Origin of the sequence: Flavobacterium soyae, from assembly GCF_021245985.1 — a bacterium.
Taxonomy (GTDB): domain Bacteria; phylum Bacteroidota; class Bacteroidia; order Flavobacteriales; family Flavobacteriaceae; genus Flavobacterium; species Flavobacterium soyae.
In genome coordinates this window covers 260,880-274,491 of the sequence record NZ_JAJQXA010000003.1, presented here as the reverse complement: position 1 = coordinate 274,491, position 13,612 = coordinate 260,880, and the positions used below count along the sequence as shown (strand labels likewise).

The window sequence follows — 13,612 nt, the reverse complement described above, 5'->3', positions numbered from 1 at the left end:
ATTAATTTAATAATACTAAATTAAACGTATATACTTACAAAATCTTCCATTATTTTGGGTTTATTTTACATAAATCGCATTATTGACAAGGTTTTCCTTTTAAATATTTACCAAAAATATAATGCGTAACTGGTCGTAATGATCCTTTTGTTTCCGGATGTCTGCCATTACCATTATCGTTAAAAAAGTCAATTCCGTTTGCCGTCTTTCCATACCACACAAAAGCTTCCCCGTTTTTCAAAAAACAAGTAGTTGTATCGCAAGCTTTTAGTTTTCTAAAATCTAAAAGATCTTCATCAAGAGGAATTATTTCATTAAAATTTCCATTATCTTTTGAAGAACAATCCACAACTTCATAATGATCTTCTGACCATTGCATGCAATGATTTTTAAAGAAGGCGAAGTAAATTACTATACCAATCAAACCAAAAATAACTATTGTAGCGGCAGCGGTTTTCTTTAATCTATTCTTGAAATTATATAAAATTCTTTCTTTAGCATTTACAAATAGATTAATACGTGCAGGATTTGATGTATTTGGTAAAAATGCCTTTTGGACCTCATCTATTATATTTACTCCTTCCTCATTAAATTCCAAATTTGATTGTTCCTGGCTTGTCGCAATAAATGGTTCAGGAACTTTAGGCAGTCTTTTCTCATTCAATTCAAGAATTAATTTCTTTTCATTATATGTAATAAATGGTTGTGGAACTGTAGAATTATCAGGATTTAACTGCGTTTCATTACCAATTACGCCTATACCTCTAAACTTTCTAAATGGTCGCGGCTGAAAATCTACAAGTATTGCGGCAAGTTCAACAGGTTCAATATTTAGAGGATCAGTTTCCTCTTTTAAAAAACTTCCAATAGGCCTAAATCTATCTGTCTGCTCCCTAAACTGATTTCTTTTTGTGGGATCAAAATCAAATCCAAAAAAAGATCTAAAAATAATTAAGTCATTTGAATTTGGATTCTCATTTCTTTCAAATATTTCCCAACATAAATTTCTAAGATTTGCTTGCGATGGATTTGGAAAATTATCTGCTACTATTTCCCTTTTATATTTCTCTTGTATAGCTCTTTTATAATCTTCAATAGTAAAGTTAGACATAGGCAAGTTGTTTTTTTTTAGGAATTTTTAGGAATTCCAAAGAATTGTTAAACATTTTAGGAATTCCGGGAATTCCTTATCAATACTGGCGCCAAAGCGTCTTTACTTTGCCTCAACAAAATTAGTTAGCGCTTTGATCTGCAGGTCAAAACAAATGTACAAAACTAGTTCAATTAAAAAGTGCGGAAAACCGTAAGGCGGATTTTATTCCGGGAAGTATAGATGAAAATCTTACTGTTCTACGCACTTCACTTCCCAAACAAAATTTGGTATTGCTGCCATTAAAAAAGATCTGGAAAAGTTCCGGCCAGCAATACTCATGTCCAATTTTTAAATCTAAAAACATGAAAAATTTATTTGTGATGTGCACATTTGCACTATTGAGTATTACTTTATTTTCTTGCACTGCTGACGAATTTGATACAACGAATAAAAAAACTGAGGCAAAAAGAGATGTTGTTCGAGACAGTATACAAGCAGATGCACCACCAGATGGTCCTGGTGATGCACCAATAATTGTTCCACCACCAAAATAATCTGAATAAGATTACATAGTTTAGAATTAATTAGTATTTTCGGGGAAAGTAAGTGTTATGCTGCGTTCCCCGTTTTTTTATTCTCTTTTTTTTGTTTTTTTTCTTTCCTGCCAAAAAGAAAAAGACATTGCTGTGCTACAAAATAATCCCGAAAAAAAAGAAGCTATGATTATACGGGATAAAGCCATTTTGAATTTTCAGGATAAAAATTATAATAGTGCATTTTATAATTTTAATAAATCTAAAATACAGTTTGAGAACATAAAAGACAGTTCCAACATTGTTTATAATCTTATACAAATGGCCTCTATTCAGCAAATAAATGGAGACTATTACGGCAGTAATGAAACGCTGACAGAAGCTTTGCCTTATATTAAAAAAAAGGATATTTACAGCGCTGCAATTAATAACCTCTTTGGTATAGCTTACAAAGAACTTGTTATTTATGATGAAGCAATCTATTACTATAATGAAGCTTTAAAAGACTGTACTGATTCTATATCAAGACAACCACCTTTAAACAATATTGCTGTTGTTTATATTCAACAAAAAAAATATAATGAGTCTATAAAAATTCTTGAATCAATTCTAAGTGAAAAAATACTAAACGAAAAAGTTTTCATACCTAACAAAGCTCGTTTTATAGATAATTTAGGTTTTGCTTATTTCAAAAAAGGCTTAAATGATAAAGGTTTACAATTAATGACTGAAAGTCTTGAATTGAGAAAACAAATCGGCGATTCGTACGGAAGTATAGAAAGTTATTTCCATCTGGCAGAATTTTATTCGAAAACCGATATTCAAAAATCAAATGAGTATGCTAAAAATGCTTACGAAATTGCTACTAAATTTAATAGTGTCGACGAACGCCTGAAGGCATTATCTTTTTTAATTTCTAATGGTTCGGGAACAAAATATGCCCAACAGTATATTTCAATAAATGATAGTATAATCAAAATCCGTAATAACTTTAAAAATAAATTCGCCAAAATCAAATACGATTCTAAAAAAGAAAAAGAGGAAAACCAAAAACTTCGTTTAGAAAAAGCCGAAAATCAATTATCACTTCAGGAAGCTAAATATCAAAGAATGTTTTTTATAATTGGAATTGTATCGCTATTCTTTCTATTACTTTACTTAAGAAAGTTTTATCAGAACCGAAACAGAATTGAAAAAATAAAAACTGCCTACGATACCGAAACCAGAATCGCAAAAGACATTCACGATGAACTGGCAAATGATGTTTTTAATACCATTACTTTTACACAGACCCAGCCCTTAGAAATTCAGAATACAAAAGAAACTTTAATTCAAAAACTAGATCATATTTATGTTCGCGTCCGCGGAATTTCGAGAGAGAATAATGATATTGATACTAAAGCAAATTATGCTGTTAACTTAAAAGAAATGCTTTCTACTTATAATACTAATGAGACGAACGTAATTATTAACAGTATTGAAAAAGTGAATTGGGACTTAGTAGATGAGATTAAAAAAGTTACGATTTACAGAGTTTTGCAGGAATTAATGGTGAATATGAAAAAGCATAGTCAGGCATCAATAGTTGTTGTAAAATTTGACAGCAATGGAAAAACGATATTTATTGACTATACAGATAACGGAAAAGGTGCTGAAAAATTAAAAATTATAAAAAATGGTTTACAAAATATGGAAAACCGTATTCTGGCCATAAAAGGAACTATTACTTTTGACACTGAACCCGATAAAGGTTTTAAAGCAAAAATAACAACGCCTAAATAAGAGTTTATGTTTAAAAAAGTAATTATAGCCGAAGATTTTGAAGAATTTAATTTAGCAGTCGAACAAACTTTAAAAGATTTTAACATTGCCGATTTTCAACATGCAAAATATTGTGACGATGCTTTTCTAAAAATAAGAAAAGCCATTCAGGATAACGAGCCTTATGATTTATTAATTAGTGATCTTTCGTTTAAAAAAGATCATCGTGAAGTAAAAATATCCAGTGGTGATGAACTAATTCAAAAAGTTCGTGAGCTTCAGCCCAATATTAAAATCATTGCCTATTCTATCGAAGATAAAAACCTTCGTATTAAATCACTTTTTGAAAATTCTGAAATTGATGCTTTTGTACTCAAAGGCCGAAACAGTCTCATAGATCTGAAAAAAGCAATTAATACCATTTCTACATCTGATCAAAAATTTATTTCGCCTGAAATTGCTTCTGCATTACAGGAAAAAAGCAACTTTGAAATAGACGATTTAGATATTAAGATTCTGAAATATTTATCTGCCGGTACTTCGCAGGATGAAATAATAGAAATTTTTAAAAACTCAGATATCAAACCTAACAGTAAAAGTGCTGTAGAAAAAAGACTTTCAAAGTTAAAGGATTTTTTTAAAGCTAATAACACCGTTCATTTGGTTTCTATTACAAAAGATATGGGAATTATTTAATTCCTTACAATTATACTTTTTTCAAGCTCCTTCGGGGGCTTTTTTTATTGCTTTAATTTAAAATTTACAGATTATGGATTTCCGTAAAATCATGGTTTCAAATAGGATTAAGTTTGAATTGTTAAATCAATTAAATATTAATAAAACCTTTAAATCATGAAAAATTACTATGTAAACAACACTGCCCAATTAAATGGAGATCATGAAGTTCATACTGATGACTGCCAATACTTTAAAAGTATTGTAAGTAAAAATTATCTTGGACAGTTTTCTAGCTGCGAACCCGCAGTAGATGAAGCTAAAAAAACTTACTCAACATCAAATGGCTGCAGAACCTGCTGCAATGACTGCCATACTCGCTAATCTATTATGGGCTTTCGATTTCAAAAAAGAGTAAAACTTGGAGGAGGACTTGGCTTAAACATTAGCAAATCTGGAATTTCTCCAAGTCTTAGAACCAAAATGGGCACATTTAGCAAAAATGGCTATTCAACAAAAACAGGCATCCCAGGAGTACGATACCAAAACAGTGGCTGCCTTGTACTATTTGTCTTTACAGGCTTTCTCGCATTTTTAATTTATCACCTAAAATAATACTAACCATGAAACACAAAAAAATTACAACAATTCTATTTTCACTTTTCGCATTCTTAATATTCACAATTTCTTGTTCAGAATCTTCAGATTCAGCAGATGAAAGTTCAAAATCAGGATCGAGTGCAAATTCAGGCTCAAATTCAAATTGTCCAACTAAAACTTGTGGAAGTTTTAAAACTCAGGCAGAAGCACAAGCTGCATACAACAGTAATAAAAGTTGTTATAAAAATCTGGATGGAAATGGTGACGGAATCGCATGTGAATCTTTAAAATAAACAACTACAAACCATGATAACACTAGAACTTAAAAGCCATTTTTTGAGATTATATCAAATGGCATTATCCGATGATCAATTTGATGTATTAGAACTTCAAATGCTGTATCATTTTGCTGATGAAAGAGGAATTCCGAAAGAGGAACTCGATAAACTTTTTCTAAACCCTGTTAATACAGAATTCATCGTTCCTGAATCTTTAAACACCAAAATTGAATATCTGTATGATCTAACCAGAATTATTTGGGCTGATGAAAAAATTACTGATGATGAGCTGAATATGCTTAGAAAGTATTGCAGAAAATTTGATTTTATCGAAGAAAACATCAATGATTTATCGGATTATCTTATTGACTGCGTCCAGAAAAACATCGGAAAAGAAGAAATTATTAGTCAACTAAACTCTTAAGTTATGAAACCACTTGCCCAATTATTTAGTTTAAAAAAACCTGAAGATTCTTCTTTTAAAGTTTTCGAAGAAAATGAAGAAGACAGAGAACAAATTAGAATAACGTACTATCAAAGCGGATTTGCCGCATCTGTAAAAGCAACCGGAAAACCTATTGTTTTAAAAGCTTGTCTTCAAAATTTATATATGAGTTTTGAAGATCAGTGCCGAAAACAAAAAATGGAACAAGACAGATTAAAGCAGCCTTACCGCGAAGAACAGGAAAAAAACAGAACCGAACTTAAAAAGTCTGAAACCGCAATTGGTATCTATGAAAAAAAGGAACAGGATATCAATGAAAATATCGATCAGATTAAAAACGAGATTATCGAGGTAAAACGTAATCCTGATAAATACGGAATTGAAGAAGGAAAAGGCTTAAAAGCACAATTTTATATTGGTTTGATTTTGCTGCTGCCAATTACACTTTATGTTTTGGTATTTTATATTTCAGCATCTTATTCTGCTTTTTTTAAAGAATTTTCAAATGACAGCTTAACTGCTGCAATTTTTGACGCCGATGCTTTTACAAATGCCTTTAAAGCAAGCTGGCTCGAAGGAGTTTTGGTAGTTACTATTCCGTTTGTTTTTATGGGATTAGGTTATGTAATCCATATGGTTCAAAAAGGAAAAGGCTTCAAAAACATACTTAGATTGGCTGCACTTTTTGCTATTACATTTTTATTCGATTCGCTTTTAGCTTACATCATTGAGAAAAAAATATATGAATTTAACAAAACAACCGAATCTTCGCCCTACAATTTAAACATCGCTCTGGGAGAACCAGAATTCTGGATGATTATATTTGCCGGTTTTGTGGTATATATTATCTGGGGACTTGTGTTTGATTTTGTAATGAAGGAGTTTGAAAACATTGATAAAATCAGGGCATTTATTAGAGGTAAAAAAGAAAACTTACTAAACCTTGAAAAGCTAAAAACAGAATACATCAATAAAACCAACGATTTTAAACAGCAGATTGTAACCATAAATGGAAAAATCTCTGAGCTTCAGTCTAAAATAGATGGTTTTGTTTTTCCTGTAAAAGAATATCTGCATTATCATCATCAATACAAAGAAGGCTGGTTTCAGGCCATTAATACAGAAATTGCTTTACCTCATAAAGAAAAAGTAGAATTACTGGAAGGCTGCGAAAATTTATCTGAAGAACATCTTGGAAAATTAAATTTAGTCGATCCCGATTTTCAACATTTGATATATTCTAAAATTAATTAAAATGAAAAATACTTTACTCAAAATGGCGATGTCCTTATTATTGATTTTATTTTTTTCATGTAAAGAAGAACCCAAAAATGAAGAAAAAGAAACAGCTGTTAAAAGTTCTGTTTCAGAAAATTATAACATCAGTATTCTTGTGGATTTATCAGACAGGATAAGCCTCAAAAAAAATCCAAATCCAACGATGGAAATCTATCAGAGAGATTTAGGATATATCAAAACGGTTTCTGAGGTTTTTACACAGCATTTAAAATCAAAAAGAATGAGGCAGATTGATGACAAAATGCAATTATTCTTTAATCCGGAACCCGAAAATCCTGAAATTAATTCTATTTCCAAACAATTAAGAATTACAGTTAACAAAGACAATGCATCAAAAGAATTCCTGAATTCTATTAATGATACTTATGCTGCAAAAACCTCAAAAATATACGAATCTGCAATTAAGGATGATAAGTATATTGGTTCTGATATTTGGAACTTTTTCGACAGCAAAGTACAAGATCAATGTATTGATAAAGGTTATAGAAATATCCTGATTATTTTAACTGATGGTTATATGTTTTATGAAGGAACGCAAATCAAAGATGGAAATTTATCCAATTATTTAACGCCGCAGTTAATTAAACAAAATGGTTTAAATACAAACGACTGGCAGAAAAAATTTGAGGACAAAAAATTGGGCTTTATTAAAATTGATAAGGATTTATCTAATCTTGAAGTTTTGGTTTTAGGGATAAATCCAAGCAAAAATAATCCGTACGAAGAAAAAGTCATTAAAGAATATTGGCGAAAATGGCTTTCTGAAATGAAAATAAAACATTTCGAAATTAAAAATGCCGATCTGCCTTCAAACATGGATAAAATTATCAAAGATTTCATTTTAGAAAAAGAATAAAAACAAAGCCTGTCTGTTTTAAAGAGGAACTTCATTGTCCTCTTTTTTCTGTTTAAATCCATTTCATAAAAACTTCTTTTAAAAAAATTACTGCATTACGGATTTCCATACAATACTGATTTTTATTGGTTTTACATTTGAATTATTAATTTAAACTACAAACCTATGGAAATGAATATTCAACTAAAATCATTAGCCGATAAAATAAATCAGCTGAAAAACAAAATTGAAACCGAAGAATCTACAAAACATGCTTTTGTACTGCCCTTTATACATATTTTGGGTTACGATGCTTTTAACCCGCTTGAAGTTGTTCCTGAATTTACCGCCGATCTTGGATTAAAAAAAGGAGAAAAAGTAGATTATGCCATTTTTCAAAATGGAGAACCAATTATAATTGTTGAATGCAAAAGCTGGAAAGAAAACCTGACGGTTCATAATTCACAATTGTTTCGCTATTTCCATGTTACAAAAACCCGATTTGCTCTTTTAACGAATGGTATAAATTATCAATTTTTTACTGATTTAGATGATCAGAATAAAATGGATGAAAAACCTTTTTTAGAATTTGACATTAGCAATCTTAAGGAAAATACGATAAACGAAATAGCTAAATTTCATAAAGCTAATTTCGATGTAGATAATATTGTAAGCAATGCCAGTTCATTAAAATACATTAAAGAAATCAAAAAGCTGATAAATGCTGAATTAGAAAGCCCGTCAAACGATTTTACAAAAGTATTTGCCAGTAAAATATACACAGGGAGATTAACAGAAAAAGTGGTGGATGAATTTAAAGATTTGGTTCAGAAATCAGTTAGTCAATTTATTAATGATAAAATTAATGACCGATTAAATGCTGCTTTAACCAAAGAAACGATTAAACAGCAAGACGAAAAAATTACAACAATTGAAGACGATAATAAAGTTAATACTACCGAAGAAGAACTTGATGCTTATCGTATAGTTCTTGCTATTTTACGTCGAAAATTACCAACAAATAGAATTGTTCATCGTGATACACAGTCTTATTTTGGAATTTTACTAGACGATAACAATCGTAAACCTTTATGCCGACTGCATCTTAATGGCAGTAAAAAATATATCAGTTTATTTAATGATAATAAAACTGAATCAAAAATTGCAATTTCATCTATTGACGATATTTATCAATATGAAAAAGAATTATTAGAAACTGCTGCTCTTTATGAAATTGAATAAAATCAGGTATAAGTACTCATTATAAAGAACTTAAATCTAATTAGATTTATCGCTCCTTAAATTAACAATAAAATTTTAAGTCTAACCAAATACCACAAAAGCCTATGCTAAAAAACTACCTCATCTTACTTTTATTATTTACGTTTTATTCCTGCAAAAAAGAATCTGCTCCCCCGCCGCCGCAAATAAATACATTTTATAAAGCGGTAATTACTGCTGATGACCGAAAAACCATTACGCCCGAAGAAGCAAAAACATTTCATGTCAATAAAACGTATCAATACGAATACCGAACCGGAAATCCCGGAAACTATGAATACAATTATGATGTAAAAGGGATAAATATCAAAGGCGATTCGGTTTGCGGGAATATTAACGTACAGGGAAAATACGGTGCCGGAATTTTAACCAGCGATACCGTTGCCGAAATTGAAATTAATACCGAATGGATTGCATACGGAAAATTAAAAGCTGTTGATAAAAAAGGAAATGAATACAATTTAATTGTTAAATAATGCAGGCTGATGAAATATGCTTTACCCTTACTTTTTGTTTTTTTAACTTCATTTCGACCGTCGGAAACCAGCGTTTATATTTGCGGTTCTACGGGTGCAAAAAAATATCATTATAATGAAAATTGCCGCGGTTTAAGTTCATGCAGTCATGAAGTGGTAAAAACATCGCTTAAACAAGCACAGCGTTATGGTTTGACCCTTTGCGGGTGGGAAGATTAAACAATCTCTTATTTTTTATTTAATTATTTGATAATAATCACTTTACAATAAATTCATATTAGTTTTATTAATTTGAATAAAACTAATCGTTATGAAATTCTTTAATCTAAATTTTCTGGTATCATTCAAAGAATGGCTTTTTTTAAGAGCTATGCAATCTTCTTTCCTTCATTAATAAACTATTTAAAAATAAAGGAAAGTACTATTTGAATGAATAAAGTTGAAAACTCATTTTTGAACAAAAACCAATTTGGTGAAGATTTCTTGTGGGGTGTTTCTACCGCCGCTTTCCAAATTGAGGGAGCACATGATTCTGACGGAAAAGGTTCTTCTATCTGGGATGTTTTTACTTCTCAAAAAGGGAAAATAAAAAATGGCCATCATGCTCTAACCGCCTGCGATTTCTATAATTCTTATCAGGGTGATATTGACTTAATTCGGGAATTAAATATTCCGAATTTTAGATTTTCTATCAGCTGGCCGCGAATTATGCCAACGGGAACTCATCCTGTAAATCAAGCCGGAATTGATTATTATAATAAAATTATCGATTCATTGCTTGCTTCTGGAATCGAACCCTGGATTACGATTTATCACTGGGATTTACCGCACGCTCTCGAAGTAAAAGGGGGCTGGACAAACCGCGAATCGGTTTCCTGGTTTTCAGAATATGTTGAAGTATGCGCGCAGTATTTTGGCGATCGTGTAAAAAACTGGATGGTAATTAATGAACCTTCTGTATTTACGGGAGCAGGATATTTTTTAGGAATCCATGCGCCGGGAAAAAAGGGAATTACCAATTATCTAAAAGCTATGCATCACGTAACGCTGGCAACGGCTGCGGGTGCCAGGATATTACGAAACAAGGTTCCAAATGCTAATATCGGAACTACGTTTTCGTGTACGCACATCGAACCAGCAACTGATAGTCAAAAAGATGTTGAAGCCGCAAAACGTGTCGATACTTTACTAAACCGAACTTTTATCGAGCCAATTTTAGGACTTGGATATCCGCAAAAAGATCTTCCGGTGCTTAAAAAGCTTAATAATTATATTCTTGAAGATGATTTAAACAATCTCGATTTCGATTTTGATTTCATCGGCTTGCAGTGTTATACACGAGAAGTTGTAAAATCAGCAATGCTCATTCCGTATATTGGTGCCGAATTAGTAAGTGCTGAAAAACGTAATGTAATTTCCACCGAAATGGGCTGGGAAGTTTATCCGCCTGCTCTTTATCACGTTCTAAAAAAATTCAACGAATATAAAGGCATCAAAAAAATTATCATTACTGAAAATGGTGCCGCTTTTCCCGATACTGTTACAAACGGAAAAGTATTCGATATAAAACGAACGCATTATATTCAGGATCATTTAGAACAAATCTTAAAAGCAAAAGAAGAAGGTTTAAATGTTGAAGGTTATTTTGTATGGAGTTTAACTGATAACTTCGAATGGGCTGAAGGTTACAACGCCCGTTTTGGATTAATCCACGTTGATTTCGAAACTCAGAAAAGAACGATCAAAAATTCAGGATTATGGTTTAAAGATTTTTTATCTTAAACCTTCTTAAATATTTTTAGAAACCGCAAAGTTCGCAAAGCTTTATGTTACTATTAGCTTTGTGAACTTTGCGGTTAAATCATATAAACTAAAAGCCTTTCAGAATTTCACTTCCGAAAGGCTTTTTTAATTAAATATCATTCTAATCGATTAATGAAATCTATATTTATATGCTTGTTTTAAGATTCCGATATGGATTTTCCCATTCTCTTTTAAATGGGCAGTCACCATAATATATTTTTCTTCCGGATATTTTATATCATAATTAAATATCGTGTCTCTTACTTTTACCTGAAGCTGGTGTTTTCCTGCGTCGGATACTGACAAGGCAACCGTTTCATAAGCCGGCATTGCATTTGTTGCTTTTAAGTTAATTTCCTGAACTTTCTTTTTATCCAGAAGTACTTCCAGCTTTAAATTATCTAACTTCATATTTGTTGGCTGCTCAAATGAAACAACAAATTTTTTACACCCAAAAATGCAAAAAATGATTAATAACAATAGAAACTTTTTCATGGAAATAATCTTTATAATTTTATAAATATAAATATTTTTATTGATCTGGCTGTTATTTTATCTTAGGCACTAACTACTACTCTGTTTAAATATAAAAAGCCTTTCAGAATTTTTCCAAAGGCTTTTCTATTAAACTGTTTTTAAATGAAGAAATTAACTTCAAATTTCATTTAATGTATTCATTAAAGGCCTAAGATCATAAAACATTTGTCTTGTATCTTCTCCATTATCATTTTCCGAAAGAAATTTAAATCCTAATTTTTCATAAAAACCAAGTGATTTGTCATATGCATCTACAGTAAGTAATTGGCATGCACATTTACTATTTTGTTCTAATGCCAGGTCAATAACAAAATTCACTAAGGCCTGGCCTTCCCTTTCTCTCTTTTTTTGTAGTCTCGCAAACTGCTAATCTGCCTATTTTTATAGCTGGAAATTGTCTCAAATGTCGTTTACGGTGACTAAGGATTTCTTTTATCCATCTTTTAAACGCTGTTTTAGATGCAAACTGATTTTCCTGAACTGCTAAAGCATCATTATATATACTTAAATATGCGATAGTTTTGCTTTCGTTTTCAAGAATATAAGTAGTAGCTAATAAATCTTTTTTATAGGGAATTGCTTTGTCATTTAGAAAACCATTCAAATCTGTATCGCCGCATTCAAAAGGTTTAATAATTGTAGCAGCATGTAATTCGAAAAATGAAAATCCTGTAAAAGGCATTAGTTAACCTTTAAAAGTTCTTTTAATTTATTAGCATCAGTACGGATTGCCGTTAAAGAATCTATACTGACTTTTTTATCTCTATTTAAATCAATAGTTTTATAAAAGTCAACTGCCTCTTTACCTTTCAAAACAGGAGTATTTTTAATTGGCTTTGCCATTTTCTTTATTATTTATTCCAAAAGTACAAACAAAAAATAGAAATGCAACGTTTTTTGAATTAAAAAGTAAAAATATTCCTATAATTTAAAATTTTGTATTGCATTAAAAAACCTTTCAGAATTTTATTTTTGTCTGCCTAATAAAAAATATTAATATAAATAGTAAATCATTATTTCGCCAAAAGTTGAAATCCTAAAAATTTATAAAAATACCAATTTAACTATCCTTTAATTTTATAACTTTACTTTAGACAATGAGTTAACATTAATCTAGTACAATGGAATTCCAATATTTTCTGCCTTCAGAAATTCTGAAACCATATATAAAGCATTATTATATTTTTGAATCAGATTCAGATATAGAATTTCAGGATACTGTATTTCCGAGCGGTGAAATGGAAATGATTTTTAATCTTGGCGATGGTATTTGGGAATCCCTGAAAGATGAAAAATTTCACAAAACGCCTAAAATTGAATTGTGGGGGCAAATAACAAAACCGCTTGCTATTAAATCAAAAGGTAAACACACAATGCTTGGCATTCGGTTTTATACACATTCCGCAGCTTATTTTTTTAATGATGAAGTCGGGGTATTTAATGATCAGATTTTAAATTTAGAAGATGTAATTGGTAAACCAATAACAACCCTGCATTTACAGCTTTTGGAAACTTCAGACATTAAAAAAAGAATTGAACTTATCGAAACATTCTTAATAAAGAAATTAATAACAAACGATAAAAAGTCGCAAAAAATTCAAAAAGTTGCCCATATATTATCCAGCTTAATCAGAGATCCATCGGAAAATAATATAAATATTGTTGCTGCTAAATATGGAATGACACCTCGCTATCTTCATAAATTAGTTTTTCAGCATACTGGTCTTGCCCCAAAATCATTCAACAAAATCAGACGCTTTCAGCATAGTTTAAAGCTTATTACAGACAATAATTCTCCCTTAACGTCTATTGCTTACGATTGTGGTTACTTTGATCAATCACATTTTATAAGGGATTTTAAATCTTTTACAGGAACTACACCAACAGCATATTTGGAAAATCAGTTTACTATAAACCATTTATTGATTTAAAAGAAACTGTTCCGATTTGTACAATTTAAAAGTTTTTAGCCTTACTACCTTTGATTAAAATAATA

Annotated in this window: 18 protein-coding genes; 14 read left to right on the top strand and 4 right to left on the bottom strand. The window is 30.7% G+C overall.

What is annotated here, in order from left to right; translation table 11 throughout:
- Positions 1 to 79: 79 nt before the first annotated feature.
- Positions 80 to 1,111, bottom strand: a complete 1,032-nt coding sequence (locus LUU93_RS05630; protein WP_232679200.1) for a hypothetical protein — start codon at positions 1,109 to 1,111, stop codon at positions 80 to 82.
- A gap of 344 nt (positions 1,112 to 1,455) precedes the next feature.
- Here LUU93_RS05630 and LUU93_RS05625 point away from each other — a divergent pair, with 344 nt between their 5' ends.
- From LUU93_RS05625 to LUU93_RS05570, 13 genes are all read left to right on the top strand, one after another.
- Complete coding sequence (locus LUU93_RS05625; protein WP_232679197.1) at positions 1,456 to 1,647, top strand: hypothetical protein; 192 nt, start codon at positions 1,456 to 1,458, stop codon at positions 1,645 to 1,647.
- Positions 1,648 to 1,704: 57 nt separating this feature from the next.
- On the top strand, positions 1,705 to 3,408 hold the full coding sequence (locus LUU93_RS05620; RefSeq protein ID WP_232679195.1) for a tetratricopeptide repeat-containing sensor histidine kinase: 1,704 nt from the start codon (positions 1,705 to 1,707) through the stop codon (positions 3,406 to 3,408).
- 6 nt (positions 3,409 to 3,414) lie between these two features.
- Positions 3,415 to 4,083 carry a response regulator gene (locus LUU93_RS05615; protein ID WP_232679193.1) on the top strand — a complete coding sequence of 223 codons (669 nt, stop codon included), beginning with the start codon at positions 3,415 to 3,417 and terminating at the stop codon, positions 4,081 to 4,083.
- Positions 4,084 to 4,239: 156 nt separating this feature from the next.
- A complete protein-coding gene (locus tag LUU93_RS05610) occupies positions 4,240 to 4,446 on the top strand; it encodes a hypothetical protein (protein WP_232679191.1) in 207 nt (68 codons plus the stop codon).
- Positions 4,447 to 4,452: 6 nt separating this feature from the next.
- The gene (locus tag LUU93_RS21825) at positions 4,453 to 4,677 is read left to right on the top strand and encodes a DUF4236 domain-containing protein (protein WP_369010195.1); all 225 of its coding nucleotides are present in this window, start codon (positions 4,453 to 4,455) and stop codon (positions 4,675 to 4,677) included.
- Between the two features lie 8 nt (positions 4,678 to 4,685).
- Positions 4,686 to 4,955 (top strand): excalibur calcium-binding domain-containing protein, encoded by a 270-nt coding sequence (locus LUU93_RS05605; RefSeq protein ID WP_232679188.1) that lies wholly within the window; start codon positions 4,686 to 4,688, stop codon positions 4,953 to 4,955.
- A gap of 13 nt (positions 4,956 to 4,968) precedes the next feature.
- Positions 4,969 to 5,364 carry a tellurite resistance TerB family protein gene (locus tag LUU93_RS05600; RefSeq protein ID WP_232679186.1) on the top strand — a complete coding sequence of 132 codons (396 nt, stop codon included), beginning with the start codon at positions 4,969 to 4,971 and terminating at the stop codon, positions 5,362 to 5,364.
- Positions 5,365 to 5,367: 3 nt separating this feature from the next.
- Positions 5,368 to 6,639 (top strand): ABC transporter permease, encoded by a 1,272-nt coding sequence (locus LUU93_RS05595; protein ID WP_232679184.1) that lies wholly within the window; start codon positions 5,368 to 5,370, stop codon positions 6,637 to 6,639.
- 1 nt (position 6,640) lies between these two features.
- Positions 6,641 to 7,540, top strand: a complete 900-nt coding sequence (locus tag LUU93_RS05590; RefSeq protein WP_232679182.1) for a hypothetical protein — start codon at positions 6,641 to 6,643, stop codon at positions 7,538 to 7,540.
- 165 nt (positions 7,541 to 7,705) lie between these two features.
- Positions 7,706 to 8,761: a type I restriction endonuclease gene (locus LUU93_RS05585; RefSeq protein ID WP_232679180.1), complete on the top strand. Its 1,056-nt coding sequence runs from the start codon at positions 7,706 to 7,708 to the stop codon at positions 8,759 to 8,761.
- Between the two features lie 104 nt (positions 8,762 to 8,865).
- Positions 8,866 to 9,276, top strand: coding sequence for a single stranded DNA-binding domain-containing protein (locus tag LUU93_RS05580; RefSeq protein ID WP_232679177.1), 411 nt, complete (start codon positions 8,866 to 8,868; stop codon positions 9,274 to 9,276).
- 9 nt (positions 9,277 to 9,285) lie between these two features.
- A complete protein-coding gene (locus LUU93_RS05575) occupies positions 9,286 to 9,495 on the top strand; it encodes a hypothetical protein (protein ID WP_232679175.1) in 210 nt (69 codons plus the stop codon).
- 210 nt (positions 9,496 to 9,705) lie between these two features.
- Positions 9,706 to 11,058: a GH1 family beta-glucosidase gene (locus LUU93_RS05570; RefSeq protein ID WP_232679173.1), complete on the top strand. Its 1,353-nt coding sequence runs from the start codon at positions 9,706 to 9,708 to the stop codon at positions 11,056 to 11,058.
- Between the two features lie 150 nt (positions 11,059 to 11,208).
- Here LUU93_RS05570 and LUU93_RS05565 read toward each other — a convergent pair whose 3' ends face one another.
- From LUU93_RS05565 to LUU93_RS05555, 3 genes are all read right to left on the bottom strand, one after another.
- The gene (locus tag LUU93_RS05565) at positions 11,209 to 11,574 is read right to left on the bottom strand and encodes a hypothetical protein (protein ID WP_232679171.1); all 366 of its coding nucleotides are present in this window, start codon (positions 11,572 to 11,574) and stop codon (positions 11,209 to 11,211) included.
- A 343-nt stretch (positions 11,575 to 11,917) separates the two neighbouring features.
- Positions 11,918 to 12,298 carry a hypothetical protein gene (locus LUU93_RS05560; protein ID WP_232679169.1) on the bottom strand — a complete coding sequence of 127 codons (381 nt, stop codon included), beginning with the start codon at positions 12,296 to 12,298 and terminating at the stop codon, positions 11,918 to 11,920.
- On the bottom strand, positions 12,298 to 12,459 hold the full coding sequence (locus LUU93_RS05555; RefSeq protein WP_232679167.1) for a hypothetical protein: 162 nt from the start codon (positions 12,457 to 12,459) through the stop codon (positions 12,298 to 12,300). The genes LUU93_RS05560 and LUU93_RS05555 overlap by 1 nt, the downstream gene beginning before the upstream one ends.
- A gap of 278 nt (positions 12,460 to 12,737) precedes the next feature.
- On the opposite strand from LUU93_RS05555, the gene LUU93_RS05550 reads away from it, so the two are divergent.
- Positions 12,738 to 13,547 (top strand): helix-turn-helix transcriptional regulator, encoded by an 810-nt coding sequence (locus LUU93_RS05550; protein ID WP_232679165.1) that lies wholly within the window; start codon positions 12,738 to 12,740, stop codon positions 13,545 to 13,547.
- Positions 13,548 to 13,612 lie beyond the last annotated feature (65 nt).